This window comes from Marinobacter sp. AN1 (assembly GCF_026013985.1).
Classification (GTDB): Bacteria; Pseudomonadota; Gammaproteobacteria; order Pseudomonadales; family Oleiphilaceae; genus Marinobacter; species Marinobacter segnicrescens.
The window spans coordinates 3721845-3739971 of record NZ_CP110342.1 but is presented as its reverse complement, the minus strand read 5'-3'; the positions used below and the strand labels follow the sequence as shown (position 1 = coordinate 3739971).

The following is an 18127-nucleotide window of genomic DNA, read 5'->3' as shown; positions in this document are numbered from 1 at the left end:
GTCCTGTCATGACCAATCCGAAGCCCAGTCGCAAGGAAGCCATCCTCCAGGCCCTGGTTGAGATCCTGGAAACGGAGCCGGGTGCCCGTATCACCACCGCCGGCCTCGCCAGGGCGGTGGGCGTTACCGAAGCCGCCCTGTACCGGCATTTTCCCAGCAAGCGCAAGATGTTCGAGGCACTGGTGGACTTTGCCGAGGACACGGTGTTCTCTCGCTGCCAGTTGATCCTCCAGGAGCAGGAGGATGTCCAGGTGCGCCTGAAGCAATTGCTCCGGCTGGTGCTGGTATTCGCTGAACGCAATCCGGGGCTTTGCCGGGTGCTGACCGGCGAGGCCCTCAGTGGCGAAAACGAAGCCCTGCGCAAACGGGCGAGCCAGTTCTTCGAGCGCCTCGAAACCCAGGCCCGCCAGATCCTCAAGGAAGGGGAGATCCGCCAGGGCTTGCGACCCTATCCCAGCGCGCCCCGCGCTGCCGACTGGCTCATGACTTTCCTTGAGGGTCGAATCCAGCGCTTCGTCCGGTCTGGCTTCAGCCGTGCCCCATCGGCTGAATTTGAAGAGCAATGGCCAATGCTGGCAAAAAACCTCTGGCCCGGGGATTGAAGACGGAGTAGCCACCTCACACAAGACTTGTGGTAACGGGTGGACTAGCGTGGCAGGTATACCCATACTCCGGAGACCCTGCCATGTCTGAGCAACACCCCATTTCCCGCTTCCCGATTCCTGATGTTTCAACCCTGCCGGATGACCTGCGCACGCGTATTGAAACCCTCCAGGAAAAGATGGGCTTCATCCCCAATGTGTTCCTTGGCCATGCCCACCGCCCCAATCAGCTGCGGGCTTTCCTGGCCATGCACGATGATCTGATGGAATCCGATGAAGGCCTGAGCCGTGCCGAGCGGGAGATGATCGTCGTGGCCACCAGTAGTGCCAACCAATGCCTGTATTGCCTGGTCTCCCACGGTGCCTTCCTGCGCATCCGCTCGAAGCAACCCTGGCTGTCAGACCAGGTGGCCGCCAATTACCGGGATGCTGAAATCAGCGACCGACAGCGCGCTATGCTGGACTATGCCGTCAAGCTTGCGCAGACGCCCTGGCTGGTGGGGGAGGACGATATCCACACCCTGGAGCAGGCGGGGTTCTCCCAGGATGAAATCTGGGACATTGGCGCCATCACCGGCCTGTTCGCCATGTCCAACCGCCTTGCAGCCCACACTGCCATGCGACCCAATGCCGAGTTCTATGGCATGGCTCGCTGAGGCCATCCGGCAAGTCTGCCGAATCATTGCCCGGACCGGGTGAAGATCATGAGGAGCAAATAATGAAAACAAGAAACCGCACCGGAATCCTTTCAATGGCCACGCTGGCGTCGGCAGTGCTGATGTCCTCTGCCGCTGACGCCCGTGAGCTCAACTATGCACTGGGTGCGCCCCCGGGGACACCGGCCCATGAAGCCCTTGAGTTCTATGCTGACAAGGTGGGGGAGCTCTCCGGCGGCGACCTTACGGTAAAGGTCTTTCCATTGTCCCTGCTGAGTTTTGCTGAGATGTCATCCGGAATCCGGGACGGCATTGCTGATATGGGGCTGATTCTGACTCCATACCACGCCGGTGAGTTTCCCCCCATTAACCTGCTGGCGGAGTCTTCCATGCTGTTGACGCTGGAGGAAGAGTTGGAGGCCGGGAAAGAGGGCGTTGCGTTCGGAGCGGCCCTGTCAGAATTCATGATGTTTCACTGCCCGGAGTGTATCGACCGGTTTGAACAGCAGAACCAGGTCTATCTGGGACATGCGGCAGGCACGGCCTATGGCCTGATGTGTGATGAGCCTGTTATGTCGCTGGAGGATGTCGGTGGCAAGCGCGTCCGGGTTGGAGCGGGTAACTTCGCACGCTGGTCGGAGGCTATGGGCGCTACGCCTGTCACGATGTCTGCCAACGAAATGCGGGAAGCTATCTCTCAGGGCATCGTGGACTGTATTGCCCTCTCCAGTCCTGAAATTCAAAACTATGGATTGGTTGGCCTGGTAACAGACCTGACCATGGCCGTTCCCGGCGGGGTTTTCCCTTTCGCCTCGTTCCAGACCAATCAGGATCTCTGGCGATCGCTTTCTGATAAGGAACGGGAGACCTTGCTACGTGGTGCTGCGGAAGGTAATGCGGCCATCTCGTGGACCTATGTCGAAGCCGCTGAGGAAAGCTTCGAGCTGGTCCGAGAGGAAGGCGCACGCTTTCATGAGGCTGACGAATCGCTGGTGAAAGCAACGAGTGACTTTATCGCCACAGATATGGAAACCCTGGCGAAACAGTATGAAGAACGCTACGGGCTCGACAATGCAGAAGCGATGCTGGACGCGTTTCGTCCGATCCTGTCGGACTGGGCAGCCAGGGTAGCTCAGGTGGATAGTCAGGAGGAACTGGCAAACCTCTACTGGGAGTATATTTTTTCGAAGGTTGATCCCGCCTCCCATGGTCTTTGAAGGCTCCGGGTACCATTTGATCAATTAAGGGCTGATTTATGTTGTTTTCAAGTTCTGAAAGGGCCTCCGACCTGCTGGACCGAGTCCGGCAGTTCATGGCCGAGGAAGTCTGCCCGGTGGAGCATCTCTACCGTGAGCAGGCCAGCGGAGAGAATCGCTATCGTACGCCAGCCATCGTCCAGGAACTGAAGGCCAGGGCGAAGGCTGCCGGTCTGTGGAACCTGTTCCTCCCCGGTGATCATGGTGCCGGACTGAGCAACCTTGAGTATGCACCCCTGGCTGAGGAAATGGGCCGGGTGCTGTGGGCGTCAGAAGTGTTCAACTGCTCGGCACCTGACACCGGCAATATGGAAATCCTCTCCATGTTCGGCACCCCGGAGCAGAAGAAGCAATGGCTGGAACCGCTGCTGGCGGGCGAAATCCGGTCGGCTTTCTCCATGACGGAACCGGCGGTCGCGTCCAGTGATGCCACCAATATCCAGTGCGAGATCCGTCGTGAGGGTGACGAGTACGTCATCAATGGCCGCAAATGGTTTACTTCCGGGGCCATGAACGAGGCCTGCAAGCTGCTGATCGTGATGGGCAAGACGGACCCGGACAACGCCGACCGTCACCGCCAGCAGTCCATGATACTGGTGCCGAAGGACACGCCAGGCGTGCGTATCGTCCGGGATATGACGGTGTTCGGCTATGACGAGGCACCGGTTGGCCATCCGGAAGTCGTGTACGAAAACGTGCGTGTGCCTGCGTCAAATATGCTGCTGGGCGAAGGGCGTGGCTTCGAGATTGCCCAGGGGCGACTGGGCCCTGGCCGGATCCACCATTGCATGCGGCTTATCGGTTGTGCCCAGCGGGCCCTGGAAATGCTGTGCCAGCGGGCAGAGCAGAGGGAAGCGTTTGGACGAAAGCTGTCACAGTTTGATTCGGTGCGTGAGGAGATTGCCGAATCCTTCTGCGAAATCGAACAGGCCCGCCTGCTAACGCTTAAAGCGGCGGACAAGATGGACCGGGAAGGTAACAAGGTAGCGAAGGACCTGATCGCCGCCGCCAAGATCGTGGTACCGGCCATGGCCGCCAGGGTCATCGACCGGGCCATCCAGGTCTATGGCGGGGCCGGCGTCTGCCAGGACACCTTCCTGCCGGAAGCCTGGATGTATGCCCGTTACATTCGCATTGGCGACGGTCCGGACCAGGTACACCGGGCGGCGTTGTCGCGGCAGTTGCTCAAGGCTTATAACGTCTGATCAAGGCACTTTGCCTGATAATTCGTACTTTCAGGCGCCTGTGAGGTTTGGGTCGCCACGAGTTGAGAAGGCTTTCCGGAACCGTCGAAAACAGGGATGTTTTCGTCGAGCGTACATGGACGTATTTACCGCGTGTTCCGGAAAGCCTTATCGACTTGTGGGGGCCTGCAGCCAGACTGGCAGGCCAGATCGTAGTCCTTCACTGGAAATAGCTGACAAGGCTGTCTGGCAGCCTTAATCCGAAAAGTAACCTTCCATATCCTTGCGAATCATGTGCTTCTGGATCTTGCCAGTGCCGGTGCGTGGGAACTCCTCAACCACCACAATGGCCTTGGGCACCTTGAAGCCCGCGAGGTGCTCCCGGCAGTACTCGATCAGCTCGTCCTCGGTCACCTCTTCATCCGGCATCAGGATGACATTGGCGGTGATGGCCTCCCCCCAGCGCTCATGGGGAAGCCCGATGACCGCGGCTTCTGCCACCTTGGGATGGCCGATCAGGCAGCGCTCCACTTCCAGGGATGCCACGTTCTCGCCGCCGGTCTTGATCACATCCTTTTTGCGGTCGGTAAACCAGATCGCGCCATCCTCATCGATAGACGCGATATCACCACTGTGGAACCAGCCGTACTTGAAGGACTCTTCCGTCTTGTCGGGCTGGTTCAGGTACTCGGTCATCACCTGGGGGCCGCGATAGACGATTTCCCCGGGTTCGCCCGGCGGCAGCAGGCGGCCGTGGTCGTCCATGATGGCTACCCGGGTCATCGGGGTGGCAGTCCCCCAGGAGCCGGCCTTGCTCCACTGGTGTTCTGGCCGTATCAGGCAGGTGGCCGGGGTGAATTCGGTCTGACCGGAGCCCAGCACGACATCCGCGTTGGGGAAGGCGTCATGAATGGCCTGGAGCTTTGACTCTGCCATCGGTGCCATGGCGTAAAGTGCCCGGCGTACTGATGAGAAATCCCGCTGGCTCGCTTCCGGGTCGGTGAGTATCTCGTTGTACATCATTGGCAGGCCCACCCACATGTAGACCTTGTGTTCCTCCATCAGCCTTGCGCACTCCCGGGCATCGAAGCCCTTCGCAAGAACCAGCTTGCCGCCCATCATCCAGGTGGGTACGGCCAGGCAGTTCACTGCGGTACAGTGGAACAGCGGCAGCTGGCACAGCATGGAGGCTTCAGGGGGTAACTGGTTGGCGATGATATTGGCCATCGCAGCCATGGTGACGGCCAGGTGGCTGGTTACCACACCCTTGGGGTTGGCGGTGGTACCGGACGTATAAAGGAGCTGTACCGGGTCCCGGTCGCCTACTGCCACCTCAACGGGGGTGCTGTCACCGCTGTCAATGAGCTGTTGCAACGGCAGCCAGGTATGTCCTGCCGCGGAGTGGGTGCTGGCGCCGGTCCAGTAAAGGAACTCCAGGTCCGGCAGTTGTTCCGGAAGGGCTTGCCCGGCCTCGATAAGAGCGTCCTCGACGATGAGGATCCGGGCGCCGCAGTCTTTCAGGCAATAGGCGATCTCATGGGGTTTCAGCCCCAGGTTGACCGGCGCAAACACCAGGTTGGCCTTGGCGCAGGCCATGTAGCTCACCATCAGCTCCAGACAGTTGCGGGCCAGGATGCCCACGGGTTCGCCGGCCCTGAGGCCAAGCCCGAGCAGGCTGTGAGCCAGGCGGTTCGACTGGTCTTCAAACTCGCGGTATGTGAGGGTTCGGCCATCATCTACCATGGCCACATTGTCGGGGTAGAGGTCGGCTGCCCGGGTTAGAATATCGCCGGTGCATACCCGGTCGATCATGTTCATGGTGGGATCAGTCTCGTGCTGTGGTTGCCTGGCCATAATAAGCCTCCGCATGTCGGGGGTGCGTTGTTGTTGTTCCGACAAATTTAGCGGACAGCACGAATTTGAGCAAGCGTTTGGTCTACAATGTGGGTAAGGCCTCCCAACAGCCCCGGTAGCTTGTCTGGTGGCCGGCGATATCGGGTTTGCTATAGAATGCAGCCCGTTTCTAACCGTTTCCCAACCCTGTCGAGAGAGAGCCGGAACCTTGGAATTCAGCGAAGAGATCCGCAAAGAACTGATTGAGAGCGGGAAAATCACCGACCCCAAGAGCCCCGCGGGGTGGTGCTCAATACGGCTGCCCGCCTGTTCCGCCGCAAGGGTTATCTGCAGACAACGGTACGTGATATCGGTCGTGAGACGGGTATCCTCCCGGGCAGTATCTTTCACCATTACCGCAGCAAGGATGAAATCCTGCGCACGGTGATGGAAGAGAGCATCGTTCTCAACCTGGGCCGCCTGAAGCGGGCCCTGGAAAGTCGTCCGGCACTGGAGGACCGACTACGCACCCTGATTTCTGTCGAGTTGTACGCCATGAATGGTGAAACCGGCGAAGCCTGGAGTGTCATGGTAGACGAGTGGCGCAATCTGTCTGAGGAGGGTAAGGCAACCATTCTCCGGCTGCGGGAAGAGTACGAAGGTATCTGGCTGGACGTGCTGCGGGAGGCTCACCAGGCAGGCGTCGTCACCATGGAGCCGGACATTCTTCGTAAGTTGCTGGCGGGTTCCCTGCACTGGACGCCGACCTGGTTCCGCCATGGCGGAGGCCTTTCCCTGGAGGATCTCACCGACCGGGTCTGGCAACTGGCCACGGGTCATCGTCCCTGACGACCCGGAGTCTGTAACCCCGGTTTACTGGCCGCCGGGGTGGGTTCCCATGAACTTGGACAGAATGCCCAGCATGACTTCGTCGGCACCGCCGCCGATGGAAACCAGGCGCAGGTCCCGGTAGAAGCGGGTAATCAGGGTTTCGTTCATGAAGCCCATGCCACCGTAGTACTGCAGACAACTGTCAGTCACTTCCCGTGCAAGTCGTCCCGCTTTCAGCTTGGCCATGGAGGCCAGTCGGGTCATGTCCTCTCCGTTAATGTACCCTTCAGTGCACCGGTAAACCAGCGACCGCAGCAACTCCACTTCCGTCTGCAGTTCCGCCAGGCGGAAATGAATGCTCTGGTTGTGCAGTAGCGGCTTGCCGAAGGCGACGCGCTGGCGGGTATATTCAGCAACGTCTTCAATGCACTTCTCCAGGGAGCGAATGAGGCTGGCGGAACCCCACAGGCGTTCTTCCTGGAACTGCTGCATCTGGTAGATGAACCCCATACCTTCTTCACCGATGCGATAACGCTGGGGCACCCGCACGTCTTCAAAGAAGATCTGGGCAGTGTCGGAGCTGCGCATACCCAGCTTGTCCAGCTTGCGGGCTACGGTGACGCCCGGCGTATCCATGGGCAGAACGATCAGCGACTTGTTCTTGTGCACCGGGCCGTCGCCGGTGTTGGCCAGCAGGCACATGAAGTCGGCCTGGGTGCCGTTGGTGATCCACAGCTTGCCGCCATTGATGATGTAATCGTCACCGTCCTTGCGGGCGGTGGTCTTGATGGAGGCAACGTCAGAGCCGGCTCCCGGTTCGGATACGCCGATACAGGCGACGTAGTCACCGGAGATCGCGGGCGCCAGGAATTCCTTGCGCAGTTCATCGGAGCCTATCTTGGCCAGGGCGGGGGTGGCCATGTTGGTCTGAACCCCGACGGCCATGGGTATGGAGCCGCAGTTGGTTTCACCCATGGCTTCGCAAAAGGCCAGGTCATAACTCCAGTCGAGTCCCATGCCGCCAAAGGCCTCGGGCTTGGTGATGCCGAGGAAGCCCTTGGCACCCATCTTCCGGAAAAGTTCGCGGGCCGGGAAGATGCCTTCTTTCTCCCACTCGTCCACGTAAGGGTTGATTTCCTCTGCAACGAATTTGCTGACGGAGTCGTAGAGGCTCTTGTGCTCGGTGGTGTAACGCATGCTGCTCTCCATTGGTCAAAGGCGGTGTATGGCCTTCTTTTCAGTTATTGTTACTGACACGGCTCGCTTGCGGATCAGGTTTCCGTGTGGGCAGGGAGCGGTGCCAGTTGATCGGTGGACAGGGTTATTCAGACATGAGACCAATCACTCGGTCAAATTATTCTAGTCCCAATCTTGAATTTGACCAAGTGTTAGGTCTAACCTTGGGGTGATGATAACCGAGAGGGTAACGCAATGAGTTTTACCCCCAGCCAAGAACAAGAAAACAGTCGGCTGATGTTGATTGGCCCGCACCGGGTTTTTTACTACGGTCTGCTGGGCAGACCCGGCGTCCGGAACTTCGGGTGTGCGACGCTGTATGTTTCCGACCTGGAACCTTTGCAGGTCAATATTGGCAATGGCTGGAGTACTCGACACCTGGCGTGGGTGCCCCCCTATACCCCCCACCGTGTTCGCACGGCAGACCGGCACCTGGCTGTTGTCATGCTTGAGCCTGAGTACACGGATACGGTGATGGCCGGTGCCTGCATTCAACGGAAGTTGCAGGAGAACGCTTCGGCGGTAAGGGCGAGGATCCTCGAGGGTGTTATGCGCCTGCAGCAGGTAACTACCAGCGCCCGGCTTTCGGATGCGGAGTTTGATGACCTGCTGTTCGGCCAGCCCTTGCCGAGAAGGCTGCTAGACCCGAGGGTAAGCCATGTGGTGGACCGCATCTGTGAAAATACGGCCGACCCCTGCAGTGCCTCGTGCCTTGCCGACAGCGAAGGATTGTCCCTCTCCAGGTTCCTCCACCTTTTCAAGGCGGAAACCGGGGTGTGCCTGCGGAAATACCGCGCCTGGCGCCGTGCGCGGACGTTGCTGTACCACGTGCGTTCTCCGTCTACGCTTACGGATATTGCGCTGGAAACCGGGTACCCCGATTCCACGCATTTCAGTCATTCCATACGGCGCATCTATGGCCTTCCACCCAGGGATATTGTCAGCGGTTCCCGGCGCTTGAGGGTGCGGCTGCAGGTTTCCGGCGCAGGTCAGGCAAAGAACCTGACGGCAGCCAGTTCACGCAAGTTGCCCTCCAGGACGGCTGTTATGGTTCAGGGCTCTGCGTTCGCATGAGCAACACGATGATCAGAGGTGCATCATGACCCAAGAACAAATACAACAGAATGACCCCGGCCTCAGCTCCCACTACATCGGCGGTATCGGTGACTGGCTGCGTTACCATGCCTGGTACCGTCCGGACACTGAAGCCCTTGTCTATAACGATGACCGGGTCACCTACGCGGAGCTGGATCACCGAGTAAACCTCGCAGCTAACGTGCTTGCCAGCAAAGGTGTTACCAAGGGCAGCCGTGTCTGTCTGTTGATGATCAACAGCACCGCCTTCCTCGAAACCTTCTTTGCCTGTGCCAAGCTGGGGGCCATCGCTGTGCCCCTGAACTTCCGGCTCAGTGCGAAGGAGCTGGAGTTCATCATCAACGACGCGGAAGCGTCGGTGGTCGTCTACCATGCCCGTTTCCTGCCATTGCTGGAACCCATTCGCGGCGACACCACCCTGCAGCATGCCATCGTGGTAAACGGTGAGTGCGGCGAGGGCGTCAAGGGTGCCGACGGGGACCCGGATTACCGGGAGTGCCTCGCTGGTGCCGATGCCACCGACCGTAATGTGCTGGTTGGGCAGGACGACCCGCTGATGATGATGTACACGTCGGGCACCACCGGCAAGCCCAAGGGCGCCTTGCTGACCCACGCTAACCCCACCTGGGTGGCGATTAACACCCAGATGAGCCCGCTCGCCTTCAATACTTCGGACAGCACACTGACGGTCGCGCCACTGTTTCACATCGGGGGGCTCGCTATCTACACGCTGCCTATGCTCTATTGCGGCGCCCGCATTGTGCTGCAGCCCCAGTTCGAGCCGGAAAACCTGCTGAAAACCCTTGAGAAAGAACGCATCTCGACGCTGTTCGTGTTGCCGGCCATGTGGTTGATGCTCAGCCAGCGACCGGATTTCGACGACTATGACCTGTCATCCCTCAAGGTGCTTCTGTCCGGTGGGGCACCGTGCCCGATCACGGTGATCGAGTTCTTCCAGAAGCGGGGCTTCCAGTTCCTGGAAGGTTTTGGCATGACCGAAACCTGTGCCTCTGCCTGTGTGCTCAATAACGAAAACGCGGTACGCAAGAACGGGTCGGTGGGCAAGCCGCTGATCCACGTGCAGATGCGTGTTGTGGACGAGAACGATAACGACGTGGCGCCCGGTGAAACCGGCGAGCTGGTGCTGCGTGGCCCCAGCATGTTCCGGGAGTACTGGAATCGTCCCGACGCCACGGCCGAGGAATGGCGTAACGGCTGGTTTCACAGTGGCGACCTGGCCCGACAGGATGACGAAGGCTTCTATTACATCGTCGATCGCAAGAAAGACATGCTGATTTCCGGTGGTGAGAACGTCTATCCCACCCAGGTGGAGCAGGTGCTCTACCGTCACCCGAAAGTGCGGGATGTGGCGGTGATCGGTGTGCCCGACGACAAATGGGGCGAAGTGCCCATGGCGCTGGTGGTGCCGGAAGAGGGCGAAGAGCCCACCCTGGAGGACATCCAGACTTACTGCAGCGAACACCTGGCCCGTTTCAAGGTGCCCAAGCACCTGGCAGTGGTGGAAGAGCTGCCTCGCACCGCCACCGGCAAGGTACTCAAGCGCGAGCTGCGGAAGCAATACCAGTAATTCGCCTGAACTGACATAACCGAGGAAGATTCATGACCACCAGTAGTCCGTTCTACACCGCCGAACACGAGGCCTTCCGGGATTCGGTCCGTGCCTTTGTCCGCAAGGAAATCGAGCCCTTCGTCACCGAATGGGACGAGGCTGGCACCTTTCCCAGGGAGCTCTACAAGAAAGCGGCCGACATTGGCCTGATTCCCCTTGGCTATCCGGAAGAGTACGGCGGTATCGAGGCGGACCTGTTCTACATGATCATTGCCGCCCAGGAACTGGCCATGGCCGGCTGCGGTGGTCTTTCTGCCAGCCTGATGAGCCACGGTATCGGCTCGCCGCCCATCGTCAAGTATGGCTCGGAGGCGCTGAAGCAGCGTGTACTGCCGCCCATCTACGCCGGTGAAGCGATCAGTGCCCTTGCGATCACCGAGCCCGGTGGTGGTTCGGACGTGGCGGCACTGAAAACCACGGCGAAACGGGATGGTGACCATTACATTGTTAACGGCTCAAAGACCTTCATTACTTCCGGCATGCGGGCAGACACCTACACCGTCGCTGTACGCACCGGTGAAGCGGGTCACAAGGGCATTTCCCTGCTGGTGATCGACCGGGACACCCCGGGTTTCACTCGCACCCCGCTGGACCGAAAGATGGGCTGGTGGTGTTCTGACACCGCGACCCTGTACTTCGACGATTGCCGCGTGCCCGCTGGCAACCTGCTGGGGGAGGAAAACCAGGGCTCGAAGATGATCATGAATAACTTCAACTTCGAACGCATCTTCATGGCAGCCGGCTGTATCGGCTTTGCCCGGGCCTGCTACGAGGAGGTGGTTGACTATGCCCGCCAACGCCAGACCTTTGGCAAGTCGCTGATCGAGCACCAGGTGGTTCGCCACAAGCTCGCGGATATGTACATGAAGATCGAGGCCAGCCAGGCCTACCTGGAAAAACTCGCCTGGCGTATCGATCACGGGGACAACCCGGTAGCCGATGTATGCCTGCTCAAGAACCAGAGCACCCTGACCATGGAGTATTGCGCCCGGGAAGCGGTGCAGACCCTGGGTGGTGCCGGGTATCTGCGCGGACCCAAGTCGGAGCGTATCTATCGGGAAGTTCGGGTTAACGCCATCGGTGGCGGTGCCGAGGAAATCATGCGGGACCTGGCGTCCCGGCAGCTGGGCCTGTAAGGGGCCGGCAGTTTCATCAAGTCATTCGAGGTTGAGATGTCAGACAAGGTTATCAAAATCGGTGGTGCCTCCGGGTACTGGGGCGACACAGCACTGGGGCCGAAACAGCTGATCAGCTACGGTGGCGTGGATTACCTGATCCTGGACTACCTGGCGGAAATCACCATGTCGATTCTCGCCAAGGCACGCTCACGTGACCCGGAAGCAGGCTACGCTACGGACTTTATCGAGCGGGTCATGAAACCCTGGGTCAGGGACATTGCCGACAAGCGCATCAAGGTCATCGCCAACGCCGGTGGTGTCAACCTGGAAGCCTGCCGCCGGGCGCTGGAAGCGGTGGCAGAGGAGGCCGGTGTCACCCTGAAGATTGGTACGGTAGAAGGGGACAACCTGCTGGAACGGGCTGATGAGCTCCGGGGCAAGGACCTGCGGGAGATGGAAACCGGTGCGCCCATGCCAGACAAGGTCATGAGCGTGAACGCCTATCTGGGTGCCTTCCCCATTGCTGCGGCCCTGGATGCCGGAGCCGATATCGTGGTGACCGGTCGGTGTGTTGACAGCGCCCTCGCCGTGGGGCCCCTGATCCATGAATTTGGCTGGAAGCCCGAGGATTACGACCGCCTTGCCGCCGGTGGGCTAGTGGGTCACCTGATCGAGTGTGGTGCACAGACCAGTGGTGGCAACTTCACTGACTGGGAAGATACCCAGGCTGGCTGGGAAAACACCGGTTTCCCCATTGCCGAGGTGTCCGCCGATGGCAGCTTTGTGCTGACCAAGCCGCCGGAGACGGGTGGCCTGGTATCGGTATTGACTGCCGGTGAGCAGATGCTGTACGAGATCGGCGATGCCCACAGCTATGTGCTGCCGGATGTGATCTGTGACTTCACCCGGGTCACCATGGAGCAGGTGGGCGAGGACCGGGTTCTGATCAAGGGTGCCCGGGGCCGTGAGCCTACCCCCACCTACAAGGTCAGCGCCACCTATATGGGCGGCTTCACCTGTATCGGTAGTTTCGTGATTGTCGGCCGGGATGCAGCTGCCAAGGCTCGTCGTATGGGCGAGGCAATCCGCAATCGGACCTCCGCCATGCTGGAGGAAGAGGGCCTGCAGGCATTTACCAAGAGCGATCTGCAGGTGATTGGGGCCGAGGCCATGTTCGGCGACCAGGCCAGGCCGGAAGCGCGTCAGGCCCGTGAAGTCGTTCTGCGCCTGGGTGTCCATCACCCACGCAAGGAAGGTGTGGAGCTTTTCTCCAAGGAGTTCGTAGGCGCTGCGTTATCCATGTCGCCAGCGGTAACCGGCGTCACCCCCGGGCGGCCGCGGCCCAGCCCGGTCGTCAGTCTGTTCTCGGGACTGATAGACAAGGACCAGGTGCCGGTAACCGTGAAGGTCGGCGGCGAGCCCGTTGCCCTGAAGGTGGCCAGTCTGCGAGGCCAGGGCCAGCCGCAACCGGCCGCGCCGGTGGCGTCGCCCCGGTTGTCGGAGGGCCGCACAACCGCCTTGCCACTGATGGACCTTGCCGTCGCCCGCAGTGGCGACAAGGGCAACTACGCCAATATTGGCGTGATCGCTCGCGACTCCCGTTATTTCGATGTGATTCGCGCTGCCCTGACCCCTGAGCGTGTCAAGGCCTGTTTCAGCGGGCTGACACGGGGCGAGGTGACAGCGTATCCGTTGCCGGGTATTCACGGCATCAACTTCCTGTTGGCGGAGTCCCTGGATGGTGGGGGTGTCAGCTCCCTCCATCTCGATCCACAGGGGAAAACCTACTCCCAGGTTTTGCTGGAACTGGAGATTCCGGTGCCGGAACAGGATGCCCGCAACTGGGGTTTGATCTGACTTCCCGGGCGACATCGATTGCCGGGGCTGAAAATAACAATGAGGTATGGATCATGAAAATGAAAACACTGGCCCGGACTACCCTGGCAACTGTCCTGTCTGCCGGCCTGCTTATGGCCGGCCAGGCGCAGGCCCGTCAGCTGACCTACGCGATGGGGTTTCCGCCCAATTCGGACTCCGACATTGCCGGGCAGCACTTTGCTGAAACGGTATCGGAACTGACTGACGGTGACTTGACCGTCAAGGTGTTCGCCCTGTCGCTGCTCAATTTTGCAGAGACCCCCGGCGGCGTCCGGGACGGCATGGCGGACATGGGTTACGTGCTGACACCCTATTTCCCGAACCAGTTCCCCCATATGAACCTGGTGGCGGAAGCCTCCATGCTGATCAACCTGATGGATGAGTCCCTTCGCGGGCGCGAGGGTTACGCCTATGTGGGTGCCATGGCGGAGTATGTCCTGCTGAACTGTCCGGAATGCCTGGCGGATATGGAAAAGGAAAACCAGGTCATGACCAGCAACGCTGGCAGCTCGCCGTATGGACTGACCTGTACCAAGCCCGTGACCAACCGTGAACAGCTGGAAGGTGCCCGTCTGCGGGTGGCCGGCTCTCACTGGTCGCGCTGGGCCCAGGCGTTTGGTGCCACACCGGTAACCCTGTCGTCCAACGAGGCGGCTGAAGCGCTGAGTCAGGGCGTAGTGGACTGCGTGGTGATTTCGGCGCCAGAGCTGACCAACCTGGGTCTGTTCGAGCATGTAACCGACATTACCATGTCGATTCCCGGCGGTATCTTTGCGGGTACGGCGACCACCAATATGAACCGGGATACCTGGCAATCGCTGAGTGAGAGTGAGCGCCAGGCCATTCTGAAGGCAGGAAGCCGCCTCGCCGCCGAGATTCCCTATGTCTACCATGATCGTGAGCAGAAAGTACTGGCGCGAATCCGGGACGAGCGGGGCGCCAAGCTGCACGAGGCGGACCCGGAACTGCTGGCCGAGATCCGGGATTTTGTCCGTACCGACCTGGAACGGATGGCTGAGTTCTATCGAACCGAGCGCGGCGTAGAGAACAGTGCCGAAATGCTGGCTCGCTTCCAGGAGATCCTGGAAAAATGGTCTGGCCTGGTGACCGAGGTGGACTCCCACGACGAGCTGGCCCAGCTTTACTGGGACGAGGTCTACTCGAAGATCGATGTGACCACTCACGGGATGTAAGGGCCCTGACCTTCATTCAGTAACCGTAATGCCAGATAGTTGCAAAACTATCTGGCATTTTTGATGGTAATTGAGGCATCATCATTACTTTGATAGCAAGCGCTCGATAAGCTTGCAGTGATGATTGATACCCTGCCGTGTCACAGGTGGGGTCGTAACACCGGAGAAAATCTATGGAACGCATCTACCTGAACGGCGCAGCGGGACTCAAGCTTGCCGCTGATGTTGCCGGCCACCCGGAAGATCAGCCTGTGGTCATGCTTCATGGTGGCGGCCAGACCCGGCACTCCTGGGGCGAGCTGACCCGCACCCTGGCGGGAAACGGCTACCGGGCCATGACCGTGGATATGCGTGGCCATGGTGAAAGCGACTGGTGTCCTGAGGGTGACTACAGCCTCGATCGCTTCGTAGAGGATGTACACGGCATTCTGTCCGACCTGGAGCGCCCTCCGGTACTGATTGGTGCATCCCTGGGGGGCATCAGCTCCCTGCTGGCTGTCGGGGAGGCGACACACCTGCCGATTGATGGGCTGGTGCTGGTTGATATTGTGCCCAGGATGGAACCGGAAGGGGTGCAGCGCATCCGTCAGTTCATGTCGGCGCACATTGGCGGTTTTGATTCGTATGACGAAGTGGTGGAGGCTGTTAATGCCTATATGCCACACCGGAAGGCCAAGCCTCGCTCCAGCGAGGGTCTGCGCAAGAACCTGAGGGTAGGGGAAGACGATCGCCTTTACTGGCACTGGGATCCGGCCTTCATCAGTGGTGACCGCACACCGGGGTCTGTCCGTAACGTGGAGCGGTTGCGGGATGCTGCGAGGCGCATCGATGTTCCCACCCTGCTGGTACGGGGCAAGATGAGTGACGTGGTCAGCGAGGAAGGGGTAAAGGACTTCCTGCAACTGATTCCTGGTGCCCGTGCGGTTGATGTGAGCGGGGCAGGGCACATGGTGTCCGGTGACCAGAATGATGTCTTCAACGATGCCATCCTTGAGTTCCTGGCGGAAGTCCAGGATGCCGGCCGCTGCGGCACCACAGCCTGATTCTCTCCGTTACCTCGTTGACTGACAGGAAGACTATCAGGGAGGGCTTTCGACCCTCCCTGTCCTGAATGGGGTTCAGGAAATACCCTGGGCTGTGGCCGCCTCTTGCTGGCTCTCCAGTGCCCTTTTGAAGGCGTCACGCTGCTGGACCCTCTCCCAGTAGGCGCGGGTGTTGGGGCCAAACTCGTTTTCCATGTTCAGGTTCTCTGCCAGCATCAGTGCGTAGGCTACAGAGATATCTGCTGCGGTGAAGGTGTCACCCAGGATCCACGGCGAGGTTTTCTCCAGTGAGGCTTCCAGGCCCCGCAGCCTTCCGAGGAACCACTTCTTATAGTCTTCCGCGACCTGGGAGACCCGCCGTTCTTCCGGCTCCAGGCGGGTGTAGCGCAGCACCAGGGTCTGGGGGAAGGTCAGGGTGGCCTCACCGAAGTGCAGCCAGTTCAGGTAAGCACCGTAACGGGCATCGTCCACCGGGATGTTCAGCTTGCCCTGTCCGTAGCGCTCCGCCAGGTACTGGGCAATGGCGGATGACTCCGTCATGAAGGTGTCACCGTCAAAGAAGGCCGGGATGGTACCCAGGGGGTTGATGCCCAGGTACTCCTTTTTGAACATCCGGGGCGGGAACGGCAGCATCATCAGTTCGTAGTCCAGGCCCAATTCTTCCAGTGCCCATAACGCCCGGAACGAACGGGCACTCATGCAGTGGTACAGCTTGATCATAGGTTTCTTTCCGTTTGTTGGTTTTTTGTGATTCTAGTATTGACCAATCGCTTGATCAAATTTATGTTGAAGAAAAGGGCAGCTCCGGAATCGCGCCAGCCAGTTCACACAAGACGGGCGCAAAGGATTCTTTCAGCATAGCCCCATAAAAAGCGCTGGTGTTCAACGCCAGTGAGGAATTCACGAACCTGGAATAGCAAGTATGGCAGTCATCGAGTCCAAACTATCCGTTGGCAGCGACACCTTCAGGGAAAACCAGCAGGGCATGCTGTCTCTGCTGGAGCGCATCCGCGAACTGGAAAACCGCACCCGAACCAAGTCCGAAGCCTCCAAGGAGCGGTTCGAGAAACGCGGCCAGCTATTGCCACGAGAGCGTATTGCCCTGGTACTGGACCCTGGCGCTCCCTTCCTGGAACTGTCTACCCTGGCCGGTTATGGCCTTGATACCCCGGACCCGGACCAGAGTGTGCCTGGCGGTGGCGTGGTTGCCGGTATTGGCTACGTTTCCGGTGTAAGGGTGATGATTGCCGCCAACGACTCGGGCATTGATGCCGGCGCCCTCCAGGCCATGGGCCTGGAAAAACAGCTGAGGGTCCAGGAACTGGCCCTCAAAAACAAACTGCCATACGTCCAGCTGGTGGAGAGTGCCGGCGCTAACCTTCTGAAATACAAGGTGGACCAGTTTATCCACGGCGGCACCCTGTTTGCCAACCTGACCCGCCTGTCAGCGGCCGGGCTGCCGGTGGTCACCGTCACCCACGGGTCGTCCACCGCAGGCGGTGCCTACCAGACCGGTCTGTCGGATTACATCATCATGGTTCGTGATCGCTCCAGGGCGTTCCTGGCCGGGCCTCCCCTGCTCAAGGCGGCGACGGGCGAGATCGCCACTGAAGAAGAACTGGGTGGCGCCGAGATGCACACCAGCATCTCCGGGCTGGGAGACTACCTGGCAGAAGATGACCGCGACGCCCTGCGCATGGTACGCGAGATTGTCGCCCAGCTGGACTGGGATGGCGAACTGCCGGAAGACAAGCCACGCGCCTTCCAGGCACCCCGCTATGACCGGGAAGAACTGCTGGGCGTCATGCCTATGGACTACAAGCGTCCGGTGGATATGAAAGAGGTGATTGCCCGTATCGTAGATGACTCTTATTTCCTGGAGTTTGGCGCGAACTATGGCTCATCCACGGTTTGTGGCCATGCCAAGGTGGAGGGCCTGCCGGTGGGCATTATCACCAATAACGGCCCCATTGACCCGGCGGGGGCCACCAAGGCCACCCACTTTATCCAGGCTTGCTGCCAGTCCCAGACCCCGATTCTTTACTTGAACAACACCACCGGCTTCATGGTGGGCAAGGAATACGAGCAGGCTGGCATCATCAAGCACGGCTCCAAGATGATCCAGGCTGTGACCAACGCCACCGTACCCCAGATCACCATATACTGCGGTGCCTCCTTCGGGGCGGGTAACTACGGTATGTGCGGACGAGGCTTCGCGCCCCGGTTCTGTTTCTCCTGGCCCAACGCCAAGACCGCTGTCATGGGCGCCGAACAGGCCGCCAAGACCATGACCAACGTCACCGAAGCGGCCATGAAGCGCAAGACCGGCGAAGTGGATCACGACAAGCTCGCCGCCATGGAAAAGAAAATCGTAGACACCTTCGAGAGCCAGATGGATGTGTTCACTACCAGTGCCAGGCTCCTGGATGATGGTGTCATCGACCCTCGTGAGACCCGCTCGGTACTGTCCTACGTGCTGTCGGTCTGTCGTGACGCAGAGCGGCGTGAGCCCCACAAGATGCAGTTTGGTGTGGCGCGCCCCTGACCCTGATGGAATCCCGGAACCCGGCCG

The 18127-nt window shown here is 59.8% G+C and carries 15 protein-coding genes; 12 read left to right on the top strand and 3 right to left on the bottom strand.

What is annotated here, in order from left to right:
* The first annotated feature begins 8 nt into the window (after nucleotides 1-8).
* The 4 genes from slmA to LJ360_RS17260 all read left to right on the top strand — a co-directional run bounded on the left by slmA (nucleotide 9) and on the right by LJ360_RS17260 (nucleotide 3719).
* A complete protein-coding gene (slmA, locus tag LJ360_RS17275; protein ID WP_091853133.1) occupies nucleotides 9-602 on the top strand; it encodes a nucleoid occlusion factor SlmA in 594 nt (197 codons plus the stop codon).
* 83 nt (nucleotides 603-685) lie between these two features.
* Nucleotides 686-1258 carry a peroxidase-related enzyme gene (locus tag LJ360_RS17270; protein ID WP_091853131.1) on the top strand — a complete coding sequence of 191 codons (573 nt, stop codon included), beginning with the start codon at nucleotides 686-688 and terminating at the stop codon, nucleotides 1256-1258.
* 62 nt (nucleotides 1259-1320) lie between these two features.
* Nucleotides 1321-2475, top strand: coding sequence for a C4-dicarboxylate TRAP transporter substrate-binding protein (locus tag LJ360_RS17265; RefSeq protein WP_091853129.1), 1155 nt, complete (start codon nucleotides 1321-1323; stop codon nucleotides 2473-2475).
* Nucleotides 2476-2513: 38 nt separating this feature from the next.
* On the top strand, nucleotides 2514-3719 hold the full coding sequence (locus LJ360_RS17260; protein ID WP_264994537.1) for an acyl-CoA dehydrogenase family protein: 1206 nt from the start codon (nucleotides 2514-2516) through the stop codon (nucleotides 3717-3719).
* A gap of 234 nt (nucleotides 3720-3953) precedes the next feature.
* Here LJ360_RS17260 and LJ360_RS17255 read toward each other — a convergent pair whose 3' ends face one another.
* A complete protein-coding gene (locus LJ360_RS17255; protein WP_264994535.1) occupies nucleotides 3954-5552 on the bottom strand; it encodes a class I adenylate-forming enzyme family protein in 1599 nt (532 codons plus the stop codon).
* 282 nt (nucleotides 5553-5834) lie between these two features.
* Here LJ360_RS17255 and LJ360_RS17250 point away from each other — a divergent pair, with 282 nt between their 5' ends.
* On the top strand, nucleotides 5835-6380 hold the full coding sequence (locus tag LJ360_RS17250; protein ID WP_320108774.1) for a TetR/AcrR family transcriptional regulator: 546 nt from the start codon (nucleotides 5835-5837) through the stop codon (nucleotides 6378-6380).
* 24 nt (nucleotides 6381-6404) lie between these two features.
* Here the strand turns inward: LJ360_RS17250 and LJ360_RS17245 are convergent, their stop codons facing one another.
* Nucleotides 6405-7559, bottom strand: a complete 1155-nt coding sequence (locus LJ360_RS17245; RefSeq protein ID WP_264994534.1) for an acyl-CoA dehydrogenase family protein — start codon at nucleotides 7557-7559, stop codon at nucleotides 6405-6407.
* Between the two features lie 276 nt (nucleotides 7560-7835).
* Here LJ360_RS17245 and LJ360_RS17240 point away from each other — a divergent pair, with 276 nt between their 5' ends.
* From LJ360_RS17240 to LJ360_RS17215, 6 genes are all read left to right on the top strand, one after another.
* The gene (locus LJ360_RS17240) at nucleotides 7836-8672 is read left to right on the top strand and encodes a helix-turn-helix transcriptional regulator (RefSeq protein WP_264994533.1); all 837 of its coding nucleotides are present in this window, start codon (nucleotides 7836-7838) and stop codon (nucleotides 8670-8672) included.
* Nucleotides 8673-8697: 25 nt separating this feature from the next.
* Nucleotides 8698-10281, top strand: a complete 1584-nt coding sequence (gene menE / locus LJ360_RS17235; protein ID WP_264994532.1) for an o-succinylbenzoate--CoA ligase — start codon at nucleotides 8698-8700, stop codon at nucleotides 10279-10281.
* Between the two features lie 32 nt (nucleotides 10282-10313).
* Nucleotides 10314-11459: an acyl-CoA dehydrogenase family protein gene (locus LJ360_RS17230; protein WP_091855270.1), complete on the top strand. Its 1146-nt coding sequence runs from the start codon at nucleotides 10314-10316 to the stop codon at nucleotides 11457-11459.
* A 36-nt stretch (nucleotides 11460-11495) separates the two neighbouring features.
* On the top strand, nucleotides 11496-13298 hold the full coding sequence (locus LJ360_RS17225) for an acyclic terpene utilization AtuA family protein (RefSeq protein ID WP_264994531.1): 1803 nt from the start codon (nucleotides 11496-11498) through the stop codon (nucleotides 13296-13298).
* Nucleotides 13299-13351: 53 nt separating this feature from the next.
* Nucleotides 13352-14512 (top strand): C4-dicarboxylate TRAP transporter substrate-binding protein, encoded by a 1161-nt coding sequence (locus tag LJ360_RS17220; protein WP_264994530.1) that lies wholly within the window; start codon nucleotides 13352-13354, stop codon nucleotides 14510-14512.
* 173 nt (nucleotides 14513-14685) lie between these two features.
* Entirely contained in the window at nucleotides 14686-15555 is an 870-nt protein-coding gene (locus tag LJ360_RS17215; RefSeq protein WP_264994529.1) for an alpha/beta fold hydrolase, read from the top strand.
* 75 nt (nucleotides 15556-15630) lie between these two features.
* Here LJ360_RS17215 and LJ360_RS17210 read toward each other — a convergent pair whose 3' ends face one another.
* The gene (locus LJ360_RS17210; RefSeq protein ID WP_264994528.1) at nucleotides 15631-16275 is read right to left on the bottom strand and encodes a glutathione S-transferase family protein; all 645 of its coding nucleotides are present in this window, start codon (nucleotides 16273-16275) and stop codon (nucleotides 15631-15633) included.
* 202 nt (nucleotides 16276-16477) lie between these two features.
* On the opposite strand from LJ360_RS17210, the gene LJ360_RS17205 reads away from it, so the two are divergent.
* Nucleotides 16478-18100: an acyl-CoA carboxylase subunit beta gene (locus LJ360_RS17205; protein ID WP_264994527.1), complete on the top strand. Its 1623-nt coding sequence runs from the start codon at nucleotides 16478-16480 to the stop codon at nucleotides 18098-18100.
* Nucleotides 18101-18127: the final 27 nt, after the last annotated feature.

Excerpts from the sequence above, each read along its gene's own strand:
- slmA (WP_091853133.1), top strand. The coding sequence starts at position 9 with ATGACCAATCCGAAGCCCAGTCGCAAGGAAGCCATCCTCCAGGCCCTG.
- LJ360_RS17270 (WP_091853131.1), top strand. The coding sequence starts at position 686 with ATGTCTGAGCAACACCCCATTTCCCGCTTCCCGATTCCTGATGTTTCA.
- LJ360_RS17265 (WP_091853129.1), top strand. The coding sequence starts at position 1,321 with ATGAAAACAAGAAACCGCACCGGAATCCTTTCAATGGCCACGCTGGCG.
- LJ360_RS17260 (WP_264994537.1), top strand. The coding sequence starts at position 2,514 with ATGTTGTTTTCAAGTTCTGAAAGGGCCTCCGACCTGCTGGACCGAGTC.
- LJ360_RS17255 (WP_264994535.1), bottom strand. The coding sequence starts at position 5,552 with ATGGCCAGGCAACCACAGCACGAGACTGATCCCACCATGAACATGATC.
- LJ360_RS17245 (WP_264994534.1), bottom strand. The coding sequence starts at position 7,559 with ATGCGTTACACCACCGAGCACAAGAGCCTCTACGACTCCGTCAGCAAA.
- LJ360_RS17240 (WP_264994533.1), top strand. The coding sequence starts at position 7,836 with ATGTTGATTGGCCCGCACCGGGTTTTTTACTACGGTCTGCTGGGCAGA.
- menE (WP_264994532.1), top strand. The coding sequence starts at position 8,698 with ATGACCCAAGAACAAATACAACAGAATGACCCCGGCCTCAGCTCCCAC.
- LJ360_RS17230 (WP_091855270.1), top strand. The coding sequence starts at position 10,314 with ATGACCACCAGTAGTCCGTTCTACACCGCCGAACACGAGGCCTTCCGG.
- LJ360_RS17225 (WP_264994531.1), top strand. The coding sequence starts at position 11,496 with ATGTCAGACAAGGTTATCAAAATCGGTGGTGCCTCCGGGTACTGGGGC.
- LJ360_RS17220 (WP_264994530.1), top strand. The coding sequence starts at position 13,352 with ATGAAAATGAAAACACTGGCCCGGACTACCCTGGCAACTGTCCTGTCT.
- LJ360_RS17215 (WP_264994529.1), top strand. The coding sequence starts at position 14,686 with ATGGAACGCATCTACCTGAACGGCGCAGCGGGACTCAAGCTTGCCGCT.
- LJ360_RS17210 (WP_264994528.1), bottom strand. The coding sequence starts at position 16,275 with ATGATCAAGCTGTACCACTGCATGAGTGCCCGTTCGTTCCGGGCGTTA.
- LJ360_RS17205 (WP_264994527.1), top strand. The coding sequence starts at position 16,478 with ATGGCAGTCATCGAGTCCAAACTATCCGTTGGCAGCGACACCTTCAGG.